This window comes from Sorangium sp. So ce281, assembly GCF_051527395.1.
Lineage (GTDB): Bacteria > Myxococcota_A > Polyangia > Polyangiales > Polyangiaceae > Sorangium > Sorangium cellulosum_B.
In genome coordinates, this window is sequence record NZ_CP150322.1 from 184,988 (window position 1) to 198,271 (window position 13,284).

Annotated in this window: 5 protein-coding genes and 1 pseudogene; 3 read left to right on the plus strand and 3 right to left on the minus strand. The window is 67.8% G+C overall.

Annotated features, from left to right (window positions below):
* Positions 1 to 9: 9 nt before the first annotated feature.
* From WMF27_RS00710 to WMF27_RS00720, 3 genes and pseudogenes are all read right to left on the minus strand, one after another.
* On the minus strand, positions 10 to 1,272 hold the full coding sequence (locus WMF27_RS00710) for an alpha/beta hydrolase family protein (protein ID WP_437762188.1): 1,263 nt from the start codon (positions 1,270 to 1,272) through the stop codon (positions 10 to 12).
* Positions 1,273 to 1,542: 270 nt separating this feature from the next.
* Positions 1,543 to 2,739 (minus strand): IS110 family transposase, encoded by a 1,197-nt coding sequence (locus tag WMF27_RS00715; protein WP_437762187.1) that lies wholly within the window; start codon positions 2,737 to 2,739, stop codon positions 1,543 to 1,545.
* 258 nt (positions 2,740 to 2,997) lie between these two features.
* A pseudogene (locus WMF27_RS00720) lies at positions 2,998 to 3,294 on the minus strand (transposase); the annotation flags it as partial.
* A 534-nt stretch (positions 3,295 to 3,828) separates the two neighbouring features.
* On the opposite strand from WMF27_RS00720, the gene WMF27_RS00725 reads away from it, so the two are divergent.
* The 3 genes from WMF27_RS00725 to WMF27_RS00735 are packed head-to-tail and all read left to right on the plus strand — an operon-like array spanning position 3,829 to position 13,266.
* Positions 3,829 to 5,904 (plus strand): AMP-binding protein, encoded by a 2,076-nt coding sequence (locus WMF27_RS00725; protein WP_437762186.1) that lies wholly within the window; start codon positions 3,829 to 3,831, stop codon positions 5,902 to 5,904.
* Positions 5,901 to 10,175 (plus strand): amino acid adenylation domain-containing protein, encoded by a 4,275-nt coding sequence (locus WMF27_RS00730; protein WP_437762185.1) that lies wholly within the window; start codon positions 5,901 to 5,903, stop codon positions 10,173 to 10,175. The genes WMF27_RS00725 and WMF27_RS00730 overlap by 4 nt, the downstream gene beginning before the upstream one ends.
* Positions 10,162 to 13,266: a type I polyketide synthase gene (locus WMF27_RS00735; protein ID WP_437762184.1), complete on the plus strand. Its 3,105-nt coding sequence runs from the start codon at positions 10,162 to 10,164 to the stop codon at positions 13,264 to 13,266. The genes WMF27_RS00730 and WMF27_RS00735 overlap by 14 nt, the downstream gene beginning before the upstream one ends.
* Positions 13,267 to 13,284: the final 18 nt, after the last annotated feature.

Below are 13,284 nucleotides of genomic sequence, written 5' to 3' on the forward strand. Positions count from 1 at the left end.
TGCCGGGCGTCAGGGCCGCTTCTCGAAGGTCACCTCCGGGTACTCCGGCGAGGGACCGTCGAGCAGCGGGGCCGCGTCGCCGCGCACGTGCGCCTGGACGAAGGCGCGCGTGTACGCGTTCGTGATCTCGACCGCGCGGGCCGGATCGAGCGTGCCGAGCTGCTCCGGGGCGACGCCCTCGCCGAGGAAGTGCTCGACGACGAGCGGCAGGTCCGAGAACGTGAGGTGGGCGGTGTCTTCGACCCGCGCCCGGTAGGCTTGCCCCTTCAGCGCGCCGTAGGTCTCGTCGATGCTCGCATCGTCGGGGTGGTTCGCCGCGAGCAGGATGAAGAAGGGCTGCGCGAGGCTCCTGCCGCCGGCGCCCCTCTGCGGCCCGAAGAGGCTGCCGTCGATGTCGAGGCCGGCGTCGAAGCGGTCGTCGCGGGCGCACGCCTCGGCGGCCATCGCGCCGCCGTAGGAGTGGCCGAGCACGCCGACCCGCTCGAGGTCGAGCCGGCCCGTGAGCAGGCCGCCCGGGTCGTCCTGCGCGGCGGCCGTGAGCTCGTCGAGCACGAGGCGCGCGTCGTCGACCCAGACCGTGACGTGCTCGTTCATCGCCTGAGAAAAGGCCTCGATCTCCTCCTCCGACGCGTCCATCGCCGGCGTCGGGACGACCGAGCCGAAGGGCACGGCGCGGCCGTCGGGGAACACCGTGAGCTCGGTGTCGTAGGTGTGGCTGATGGCGGCCACCACGAAGCCGTGGCTCGCCAGGTCCTCGAGGAGGCTCGTGTAGTCGGCGCGGAGCATCCCGAACCCGTGCGAGAAGAGGAGCACCGGGTGGGGCGCGCCGTCTTCGGCGAGCGGCACGCCCACGCGCGCGTGCGTGAGGATGCTCGCCTCGAAGCCGTCCTCGATCGGGAGGCCGCCGGTCATGCGGCGGCTGTCGCCCTCCTCCGGCGACAGGTACGGCGCGAGCTGCCCTGTGCCGCAGGGATCGGCCGGGTAGAAGAGCTGCACCATGAGCTCCCGGCGGTCGTCGGGATCCTCCGTCGCCTCCTCTCCACGCGCGCTGTCGGTGAGGGCGCGGATCTGCGTGCCGACCGGGTGCGGGCCGGTCGGGCGGGGCAGCTCGAGGAGGCCGTCGGCAGGCGCCTCGTCGCCCCAGCCGGTGCAGACCGGATCGCCTTCGTGCGGCGGCACGGCGTCGTGATCGCTGCACCCGGCGACGAGCGTGGAGGCGGAGAAAGCTGCGAGCAGGCAGAGGGCGTGTCGAGAGACGTCGCTGTGGAACATGCGCGCATCGTTCTCACGGCGTGGCCGAGGCTGGCGCGGCGAGCACGATCGCGGCGCGGAAGGCGCGAAGAGGCGGGGCGCGAAGTCCCTGAGAGGCTGTTCTCCTGCCGGCGCGTTCGGACTCCCGCGCGTGAGCAGGCACGCCGTAGACATCGATCTTCTGTGTCGCCGCCAGCACCTCGACCTCGGTCTCGGTCGCTGAGACGAGGCTCAGCCCGTCGCGCAGCAGTTCTTGGTGAGCTGCCTTGAAGATTGGTTCCCGGGGAAAGGTTACGCCGGAGCTGGAGCCTCCCGAGGCACGATCTGTACCTGGTAGCCAAGGCGTTCGAGGCGACGGACCGGGTTCGAGGCGACGCGGCGTTCGTCGAGGCGATCGAGGTAGGCATCGCCGAGGTCCTGGTACTCCTCGGCGGTCGACGTCAGCAGGCGATGAGCCAGCTTCAGGATCTTGTGCGCGATGGCCATGACGGCACGCTTGTAGCCGCGTTTCGCTTTGAGCCGGAAGAACTTGTCCTTGAGGTAGCTTCCCTTCTTCTTCGCGGCAGAGCTCGCTGCTTCGACGAGCATCGTCTTCAGGTGGACGTTCCCCTTACGACTCGCAGTGCTCTTGTGCTTGCCGGCGCTCTCGTTGTCTCCCGGGCAAACGCCGGCCCATGCAGCCAGGTGCGACGCACTCTTGAAGACGCTCATGTCGATGCCAAGCTCGGCGATCAGGACCGCTGCAACGATGGGATCGACGCCCGGGATCTTCATGAGACGCTGACGTTGCTCCCGGTAGGGCTCAAGGTTGCGTTCGATGTGCTCGTCAAGGGCGAGGATGTCCGCCTCGACCGCCTCGAGGCGACCCAGCTGCATCTTCAGCAGAAAGCGGTGGTGCTCGTTGACTCGGTCATCCAGGGCGAGCTCGAGCTCAGGGATCTTGGCGCGCATGCGGCGCTTGGCGAGCTGTGCCATCTGCTCGGCGGTAGCTGTGCCCTCGACGAGCGCGTGCACCATGGCCATCCCGGATGCGCCGAAGACGTCGCAGACGACGCTGGAGGGCTTGATGTTCGCCGTCTCAAGCACCTTGCTCAGGCGGTTGCGCTCCGCGGTGCGACTCTCGACGAGCTTGCGGCGATAGCGCACCAGATCCCGCAGTTCGCGGATCGGCTTGGGTGGCACGAAGCTCTTCGCGATCAGCCCGTGACGGAGCAGGTACGCGAGCCACTCGGCGTCCTTCACATCCGTCTTGCGGCCCGGCACGTTCTTGATGTGGTGCGCGTTGCCTACCACGATCTCGAAGTCCCCCTCGATCACGGCGTGCACCGGCTTCCAGTACACCCCCGTGCTTTCCATGCCAACGTGCGTACACCCCTCCGTCAAGAGCCAGTCACGGAGATCGAGCAGCCCGCGCGTCACGGTGGAGAACGTCCCGATCACCTTGCGCGGCTTCTCATCCGCGCGCCCAACGAACAAGCAGGCCACCACCGTCGCGACAGATGGTGGTACCTTGGAACGGCGCGGGCCAGTCTACTGCACGGGGTTGCCATCCACCGCAGTGTTATCGACCTCCTTTGCGGTCACCTCCCGCTCGGGGTCATGCCAGGGCTGGCCCGCGCCTTCAACCTTCGGCGCGAGCAGCGCCTATTTTCATGCCTGGTGGTGCGCCGTAGGCGCATCGCGTTGCCCCGAATCAGCAGAAAAACCGCCAAGCAGCCGTGTTCTTCGTCGAGCGGCGGCGACCGCCCAGGGGCGGTTCGCCTTCACCATCGCGTCGAGGATGGTGAGCAGCTTGTGCATGCACGCCGTGAGGGCGACCTTCGCCGGCTTGCCGGCGGTTCTCAGCCGGTCGTAGAAGGCGCGGATCACGGGATTGCAGCGCACGCAGGTGACGCTCGCCATGTCAGAGCATCGAGCGCACCGAGGCGCGTCCTCCCCGGATGGCTCGACGACCCTTGCTCTTGCCCCGCGGTCCTGGTGGAACGAAGCCAAGCCCACGAGCGCGGCGATCCGCTTGCGGTTGGGCGTGCCGAGCTCGGGCAGGTTGTCGTCACCTCCGCCCTAGTTGTCGTCGTGCTCCCCGTCCTGCTTCCGCCGCTTCCACGGTGCGTGCTGTCCGCCTCGGGCCGCACACCCGATGAGCTCAGGGAGACATCGGGCAAGGACCCGCTCTCAGCGTGCGTGGAGGCCGATGCGACAACGCCCTGGGTGGGCGTCGCCCCGCGCCCAGCATCGTCGACCGCGGCAAGCGCCGCGAGGGTCCAATGGCGCCAGCTGGGCGGTCACGGCGGAATGGCGCTCGCGCGTCGCCGTCGGCCCACTCGTGCCCCATGCGCACGAAATCGACGCCCGATCTCCGCCATGGAATTCCGCACGGCCGAAAGTATTCCATGTTTCTTCGAGGTTTCTGTCATCGTGCGGCCCTGCCGCCACGAGAAGAAAATGCAACAATTCCGTGGCAATGTAAAATCTCCTTCTTCCCTTATTGACAATAAGGTTTGCGATGGATGATACTAAGGTCCAGGCTGTATCGGTTTCCGTGTACAGCAGTCCAGGCGAATTCGAGCTTGTTGGGGGATGATGGTGGAAGCCAGATTTACACTGGTCGATCTCTTGCAGGGATCTGCGGAGACGCACGCGGGGCGTCCTGCCTATACGTTCCTCTCCGACGGAGAATCCGTCGGTGCATCGCTCCCCTTCGAAGCTCTCGACCGACGCGCGCGCGGGATCGCGGCGCATATACAGAGCTGTACCAAGGAGGGGGAGCGCGTGCTTCTCCTCCTCCCGCAAGGCATCGACTATGTGGCCGCGTTTTTTGGCTGTTTGTATGCGGGTGTGGTTGGGATCCCGCTGTACGAGCCGCAGCCGCGGCTCTTTGGCAAGATCTCCGCCGTCGGAGCCAACGCCACGCCTTCGCTGGTCCTGATCCAGTCGTCGGCGCGCGAGGCTGTGGACGCCCTGTTCTCTGCGCACCCGGTCTGGCAGGGCTGTCGCGTCGTGGCGCTCGACACCCTGGATGAAAGCGCGGCATCGCGCTGGCGGCGGCCGCCCCTGTCCCTGGATCGGCTCGCCTACCTTCAATATACAGCGGGGTCGACCTCCACCCCCAAAGGGGTGATGATCACGCACGGGAATCTGGTCGACAACCTCTCCCTGCTCCATGAGCGGCTCGGGCATGACGCCGATACGGTGCATGTTAGCTGGCTCCCGCAGTTTCACGACATGGGTCTGGTCATCGGCACTCTCCTGACCTTGTATGGGGGTGGCCACACCGTGTTCATGTCGCCGATGTCGTTCATCCGGCGCCCGCTGCGCTGGCTGGCGGCGATCTCGAAGTATCGAGGCCACACCACCGCGGCGCCGAACTTCGCCTACCGGCTGTGCATCGAGCGGATCACGCCAGCCGAGCGCGACACCTTGGATCTCAGCAGCTGGAGCATCGGTATCAACGGTGCGGAGCCGATTGATGTAGATACGACGGAGCAGTTCGCCGAGTATTTTGCGCCCGCTGGCCTGCGGCGCACGACGCTGTGCCCGGGCTACGGCCTGGCCGAATCGACCGTCGCTGTCTCGGTGAAGGGCAGGGCGGGCGGCTACATGACGCGAACAGTGCAGCGGGCGGCGCTCGAGCGGCACGAGTTGATCGATGCGCAGCCGGGCACCGATGGGGCGACGACGCTGGTCGAGGGCGGTTCGCTTCTCGCTCCGCAGATCCTCATCGTGGATCCCGAGACGCGTGTGCGATGCGAGCCCACGCAGGTCGGAGAGATCTGGGTGGCCGGCGACAGCGTTGGCCAGGGCTATTGGGCGCTGCCCGAGGAGAGCGAGCACACCTTCCGCGGCTTTCTCGCCGATACCGGGAAGGGACCGTTCTTGCGGACCGGCGATCTGGGCTTCATCAGCGAAGGACACCTGTTCATCACCGGCCGCATCAAGGACCTGATCATCATCCGCGGCCGGAATCATTACCCGCACGACATCGAGGAGTCGTCGCTCCGGAGCCACCCCGCCCTGCGTCCGATATCCGCCGCGTTCTCGATCCAGGTGGAGGGGCGCGAGGAGATGGCGATCGTGCAGGAAGTGCGTGCCCAGGAGGCGAGAGGGAACCTCGTCGAGATGATGCAGGCCATCCGCCAGTGCGTCGCAGCCGATCATGAACTGCGGCCGTATGTCGTGGTCCTGGTGCGGCAGGGGACGATTCCCAAGACGACGAGCGGCAAGACACAGCGGAGCGCGTGCAGAGCGGCGCTCCTTGCCGGCAAGCTCGACGAGCTGGCGCGCGATGTGCTACCGGAGAGCCAGTCGACAGCTGCGTTGTATAAGGCTGATTGGGAGTCGGTGCGGGAGACCAGCCCCGCCGAGCGGCACGAGCAGATCGCCCTGTACCTGTGCACCCATGTCGCGAAGCTGCTCAAGGCCGATCCGGCTGCGATAGACCGGCGGCGTTCGCTCGGTCAGCTGGGGATGGACTCGCTCCGCGTCGTGGAGCTCAAGGAGCGGATCGAGGCCGACAACGGCGTCTCGCTCTCGGTAGCGACGATGTTTGAAGCAGCTGACCTGGTGGCCCTCGGCGCGTACGTGCTTGCGCTGTGGGAGCAGAGTGGAAAGACGGCCGCGGCCGCCGCCAGCGACTTCGAGGAGATCGAGCTGTGAGCCCGCTGGACCTGCTGCACGAGGTGAAGAGCCGCGGCATCGAGCTCTGGGTCGAGGAGGACCGCCTCCGCTGCCGCGCGCCGCGCGGCGCGATGACGACGGTGCTGCAGTCGCGCCTGGCCGAGTACAAGCTCGATCTCGTGCGACTGCTCAAGGAGGCCCGGAGCCCCGGCGTGGGGACGCCCCCGCGCGTCAAGCCCGACCCCGAGCACCGCAGCGATCCGTTCCCGTTGACGGATATGCAGCAGGCGTACTACCTCGGTCGCAACGCCGGCTTCGAGATCGGTAACGTCGCCTGTCACCTGTATGTCGAGATAGAGTCGCCGAGCTTCGATGTGCAGCGACTCGAGGTTGCGTGGAGCAAGCTGGTGCAGCGGCATGACATGCTGCGCGCCGAGTTTCGCCCCGATGGACAGCAGCAGATCCGGACCGACGTACAGATGCCGCCGATCCCGGTCACCGATCTGCGCCACGAGGACATCGCCTCGGCCGAGGCGCATATCGAGGCGGTACACAAGCGCCTCTCGCACCAGGTGTTCAACCCGGAGCGCTGGCCGCTGTTCGAGGTGTGCTTATCCCGCACGGCGACCGCCGACATCCTGCACGTGAGCATCGACGGGCTCGTCGCCGACGGGTGGAGCGCGGTGACGCTGTTCCACGAGATCGAGCGCTACTACCGCGAGGCCGATGCGCCGGCCGAGCCGCTCGAGCTCTCGTTCCGTGACTACGTGATGGCGCTGCCCGGGATGCAAGAGACCCTGATGTACCAGCGCTCGCTGGCCTACTGGGTCGAGCGCGCCAGGACGTTGCCGCCGGCGCCGCAGCTCCCGCTGGCGATCCAGCCGGGATCGATCCGGCAGCCGCGGTTCGTCCGGCGCAGCTGGCGGCTCGAGTCGCGGGACGGGCTGACGAAGAAAGCCGAGTCATTCGGCCTGACTCCCAGCATTGCGCTCCTCGCGACGTACGCGGAGGTGCTCGCGTACTGGAGCCGGAGCCCACATTTCACGATCAACGTTCCACGCTTCAATCGCTTTCCGGTGCATCCACAAGTCAAGGAGGTGATCGCGAACTTCTCCTCCTTCACGCTGCTGGAGGTCAAGCCGACCGAGCCCGGAGGCTCGTTTATAGAACACGCCAACCGACTGCGCAACCAACTCATGCAGGACCTGGATCACCCTTACCTGACGGGCATCGAGGTGCTGCGTCACATGGGGCGCGTGCAGGGAACGGGGCAGGCGGCGGTGCCCATCGTGTTCACGAGCCTCATCGGCATGGGCAGCGGCGGGGACGACTCGTTCCTCGTCGGGAGGCTGGGCAGGATCCGGCGCATCCTCAGCCAGACGCCGCAGGTCTGGCTCGACGCGCAGCTGTACGAGGAGAGCGGCGCGCTCGTGATGGCCTGGGACGCGGTGGAGGAGCTGTTCCCGGCCGGCATGCTCGACGATATGTTCGCGGCCTTCTGTGACATCGTGCGGCGGCTCGCGGAGTCGACCGAGGCGTGGCACATGACGGCCCCAGCGCTGATTCCGGAGCGCCAGCTGGCCGAGCGCGCGGCGATCAACGCCACCGACGGGCCGCTGCCGGACGTACGGCTGCAGGACCTGTTCGCCGCCCAGGCCGCGGAGCAGCCCGATCACCCGGCGGTCATCGGGGTGGGCACAACGCTCTCGTACGAGGAGCTGGATCAGCGCTCGAGCCAGCTGGCAGGGCTCCTGGCTCAGGCCGGGGCGCGGCCGAACTCGCTCGTCGCGGTGGTGATGGAGAAGGGATGGGAGCAGGTGGTGGCCGTGCTCGGGATCCTCAAGGCGGGCGCGGCTTACCTGCCGGTGGATCCGAACCTGCCCGCCGAGCGCCGGCGATTCCTGCTCGCGCACGGCCAGGTGCGCCTGGCGGTGACGCAGGCGCACCTGGATCGCACCCTCGACTGGCCGGCCGGGATCGAGCGCTTCGCGGTGGACGCGCTCGAGGTCGGGGCCAACGCCGCACCGCCGCTGCCCGCGGCGCAGCGGCCCGACGATCTCGCGTACGTGATCTACACGTCGGGCTCCACGGGCGAGCCCAAGGGCGTGATGGTGGCGCATCGCAGCGTGGTCAACGCGGTGCTCTGCGCCAACGAGCGCTGCGGCGTGCGGCCCGCCGATCGCATGCTGGCGCTCACGGCGCTGCACCACGATCTGTCGGTCTACGACGTGTTCGGCGTCCTGGCGGCAGGCGCGACGATCGTGTTTCCGAAGGCCGATCAAGTGCGCGATCCGTCGCACTGGCTCGAGCTGATGGAGCGCGAGCGGGTGTCCCTGTGGAACACGGTCCCGGCGATCATGGAGATGCTCGTCGAGTACGCGAGCGGCAACGGCCTGCCAGTGGCGCAGTCGCTCCGCTCGGTGATCCTCGGCGGGGACTGGATCCCGGTGACGCTGGTGGACCGGCTCCGGGCGCTGGTGCCCGGCGTTCAGGTCAACAGCATCGGCGGGCCCACCGAGACGACGATCTGGAACATCTGGTACTCGATCGGGCAGGTGGATCCCACCTGGCGAAGCATCCCTTACGGCAAGCCGATCATCAACAACCGCTACTACGTGTTCGACGAGCACCTGAACGGCCGGCCCACCTGGGTGCCGGGCGAGATGTACTGCGGCGGCGCGGGCGTGGCGGTGGGCTACTGGCGCGACCCGGAGCGCACGAGCGCCAAGTTCATCACCCACCCAGCGTCCGGCGAGCGACTGTACCGGACAGGCGACTGGGGGCGCTACCTGCCCGACGGCAACATCGAGTTCCTCGGCCGCGAGGATCTCCAGGTCAAGCTGCGCGGCCACCGCATCGAGCTGGGCGAGATCGAGAGCCTGCTGCTGCGTCACCCCGGCGTTCGTGCGGCCACCGCGACGGTTACCTGGGACGCAGCCAATCCATCCATCGTTGCGTTCGCGGTGCTGGCGCCGGACGAGAGATCCGGCGGAGCCTCCAAGGGAGGCGAGCAGCAGGCCAAGGGATCGGACTATCGCCTTTTCTCCACCCAGCGGGAGGTGGTGACCGACGAGGTTGAGCGCGCACAGTTCAAGCTGAGCCAGAACGGGCTGCGCCGCGATCCGGGCTCTCGCAAGGTGGCACTGCCGGCCGTGGCGCTCGACGACGCGCTGCGGTCGCGGTATCTGTGGCGCACGAGCCACCGGTGCTTTAGGCCCGAGCCCCTGCCGGTCGAGCGCCTGGCGGCGCTGCTCGGTTGCCTGTACGAGATCGAGGTCGGCGGGCTGCCCAAGTACCTGTACCCGTCGGCGGGCGGCTTGTATCCGGTGCAGGCGTACGTGGTGGTCAAGCCCGATCGGGTTCAAGGCGTGGCCATGGGCACGTACTATTACCATCCGCGAGATCATCAGCTCGTGCTGCTGTCGGAGCAATGGGACATCGCCGACACCGTCCATGTGGTGCACAACCGTGAGATGGCCAGGGAGGCGGCGTTTACGATCCTTCTCGTCGGACACATGCGCGCGATCACGCCGATGTACGGAGATCTGGCGCACGACTTCGCCGTGCTCGAAGCGGGCTACATGGGGCAGCTCCTGATGATGGAAGCGCCCGCGCAGCAGCTCGGCCTGTGCCCGATAGGCGCGATCGATTTCGCAGCGATCCGTGATCGCCTCGCGGTCGAGGCGGACGACGCGTGCTTGCACGTCCTCTGCGGCGGCGTGCCCGATATGCGACCGGCCGCCGTTGCGCCCGAGACGCACGATGCGACGGCGTCGGGGAGCGACGATACCGCCAGACGGACCGGCGAGTCGCTGCGCCGCTATCTCGCGCAGAAGCTGCCCGACCACATGGTCCCGACCAGCGTGGTGGTGCTCGACGAGATGCCGCTGACCCCCAACGGCAAGGTCGATCGCGGCGCGCTGGCCGCGCGAGCCGGCGCGAGCGCGTCGCAGAGCGCCGGGGCGGCGGAGCAGCAGCCGACCAACGAGCTGGAGGCGAGCATCGCCCGTGTATGGGCGACGTGCCTCAAGGTGGAGCGGGTCGGCATCTATGACAACTTTTTCGACATGGGCGGCACCTCGATAGGCGTTGTCCAGACGTACAACCGTCTGCGCGAGGCGCTCGGGCGCGACTTCCCGGTCGTAGCGATGTTCAAGTATCCGACCGTCAAGACGCTCGCGGAGCACCTCGGGCAAGACGAGGCGCAGCCGCGGTCGTTCGAGGAAAGCTACTCCCGTGCCGAAATACGCAAGCGCTCCATGCGGCGGCGTTTCAACCGAGGAAATGGTGGCAACAGTGAGCAAGGATAGCCAACCGCCGCACGGCCAGGGCACGGCCATCGCGGTGATCGGCCTGGCATGTCGGTTTCCCTCGTCCCCGGACATAGATGCGTTCTGGCGACTGCTCTCCGAGGGCAGGGAGGGGATCACCTACTTCACGGACGAGGAGCTGCTGGCGGCCGGCGTGGATGCCGCGGTGCTGAACCAGCCGAACTACGTCAAAGCGGCACCCCTGCTCGACGGTGCGGAGCTGTTCGACGCCGGCTTCTTCAGCTACACGCCGCGCGAGGCGCGGATGATCGAGCCTCAGCAGCGCCAGCTCCTCGAATGCGCGTGGGCGGCGCTGGAGAACGCGGGCTACGACTCCGAGTCCTACGCGGGCCGTGTTGGCGTGTTCGCCGGCGCAGCCATGAACACGTACATCCTCAACCTGCTCGTCGGGCGCCCGACGCCGCCGCCCGCTGATTGGTTCCAGACCATCATCGGCAACGAGAAGGACTACCTCGCGACGCGCGTCTCCTACAACCTCAACCTGCGCGGGCCGAGCGTCACCGTGCAGACCGCGTGCTCGTCGTCGCTGGCGGCGGTGCATTATGCCAGCCAGTCGCTGCTGAGCGGCGAATGCGATATGGCGCTGGTGGGCGGCGTGTCGGTGCGCGTGCCGCAGAAGACCGGCTACTTCTACCAGGAAGGCATGGTGGCCTCACCCGACGGCCACTGTCGCACCTTCGACGCGGACGCGCAGGGCACGCTGTTCGGCAGCGGCGTGGGCGCGGTGGTGCTCAAGCGCTTGGAGGACGCGGAGCGTGACGGCGACGCCATCCTGGCGTTGCTGCGTGGCTCGGCGGTCAACAACGACGGCTCGGCCAAGGTCGGATACACAGCGCCGAGCGTGAGCGGGCAGTCGGAGGTCATCGCCGAGGCCATCACGGTGGCCGACGTGCACCCCGAGACGATCTCGTACGTGGAGGCGCATGGCACCGGCACGGCGCTGGGTGATCCCATCGAGATCGAGGCGCTGACCGACGTGTTCCGCGCGCGCACGCAGAAGAAGGGCTTCTGCGCCGTGGGCGCGCTCAAGGCGAGCATCGGCCACCTCGACGCAGCGGCCGGCATCGCGGGGCTCATCAAGACGGTGCTGATGCTGTCGCGCAAGACGCTCCTGCCGAGCGTGAACTTCAAGAAGCCGAACCCCCGCATCGACTTCGCCAACAGCCCGTTCTTCGTGAACACGACGCTACGGAGCTGGCCCGAGGGGCCCTCGCCGCGGCGCGCGGGCCTGAGCTCCTTTGGTATCGGCGGGACCAACGTCCACGTCGTGCTCGAGGAGGCGCCGCCGCGCGAGCAGCGGCGGGCGGAGGCACGCCCCTGGTACGTGCTGCCGCTGTCGGCCAAGACCGAGACGGCTCTGGACGCGGCGACGGCCAATCTGGCGGCTCATCTGGAGGCGAATGCCACGGTCGACCTGGCCGACGTCGCACATACCCTGCAGGTCGGGCGGCGGCGCATGTCGCACCGCCGGGTGGTCGTATGCCGCGACCTCGCCGACGCGGCGGCGGCGCTGCGCACCCGGGATCCCAAGCGGGTATTCTCGTACCGCTCCGAGCTGCGCGAGCGCCCGATTGTGTTCATGTTCCCAGGCGGTGGCGCTCAGCATGTGGCGATGGGGCGCGATCTGTACAATGGCGACGCGGGGTTCCGAGGGGACATCGATCGCTGCGCCGCGATCATCCGCTCGATCGCGGACTTCGACATCCGCGAGGTGATGTATCCGCGCGACGCGGCGTCGATGCGCACGCGGATTGAGGAGATCCACACGGCGCTGCTGGTGCTGTTCGCGGTGGAGTACGCGCTGGCCCAGCTCTGGATGCGCCTCGGCGTACAGCCGACGGCGATGATCGGGCACAGCATCGGCGAGTACGTCGCCGCCTGTGTGGCCGGGGTCTTCTCGCTCGAGGACGCGCTGCGGCTCGTCGACGCGCGCGGGCGCCTGATGGCGACGGTGCCGAGCGGCGCGATGCTGAGCGCGCAGCTGCCCGAGAAGGAGGCCGCGCGGTTCCTCGGCTCGAAGCTGTCGCTCGCGGCGATCAACGGCAGCACGAGCTCGGTGTTCTCTGGACCGGTGCAGGCCATCGACGCGCTTCAGGAGCGGTTGGTCGCCGAGAAGATTGAGCACCGGCGCGTTCACATCGCGATCGGAGCGCACTCGTCCCTGGTCGATCCGATCCTCCCCGAGTTCACCCGCGTGGTGCAGCGCCTCACGCGCCGTGCGCCTGAGATCCGGTACATCTCGAACGTCACCGGGACGTGGATCCGGCCCGAGGAGGCGACCGATCCGGCGTACTGGGCGCGGCACCTGCGGGAGACCGTACGGTTCGCCGAGGGCCTCGCGCAGCTCGCGACGATCGATGACGCGCTCCTGCTCGAGGTCGGGCCCGGGCAGACCCTGGGCGGGCTCGCGCGCGGCCAGGTGCAGAAACAGATGGTGCTCTCGTCGATGCGCCACCCCGACACCGACGTTTCCGACGTCGCCCTCCTCTCCGAGGTGGCGGGCAAGCTCTGGATCCTCGGCGGGAAGATCGACTGGCGCAAGCTCGACCCGACCGACGGGCGGCGCCGCGTGCCTCTGCCTACCTATCCGTTCGAGCGCCAGCGCCACTGGGTGGATCCGGTGTCGGGCGCCTTCGGTCAGGCGGGCAAGGTCGAGAGCTCGCAGGCGGAGGCAGGCGAGGGCGACGCCGCTGCGAACCAGCAAGCGTCGTCGGGACTGCACCCGCGTCCCCAGCTGTTGAACGCCTACACGGCGCCGCGCAGCGATCTCGAGCGAACGATCACCGGCGTATGGCAGCAGGTTTTTGGCATTGCCGAGATCGGCGTACATGACAATTTCTTCGAGCTCGGTGGCACTTCGCTCCTCGCGTCGACCCTGACCGCCGCGATCAACAACGTGATCGACATCGAGCTGGTGACGCGCGATCTCCTGCGGGCCCCTACGGTGGAGGAGATCTCGGCGGTGGTGGCGTCGAAACAGGCCGCCCTAGAGGCCGAGATCCTCGCGGAGATCGAGCAGCTGTCCGATAAAGAGGTCAAGCGCCTCCTCGAAGGCGATGATGGCAACTGAGTTTCACATCAAGACGAC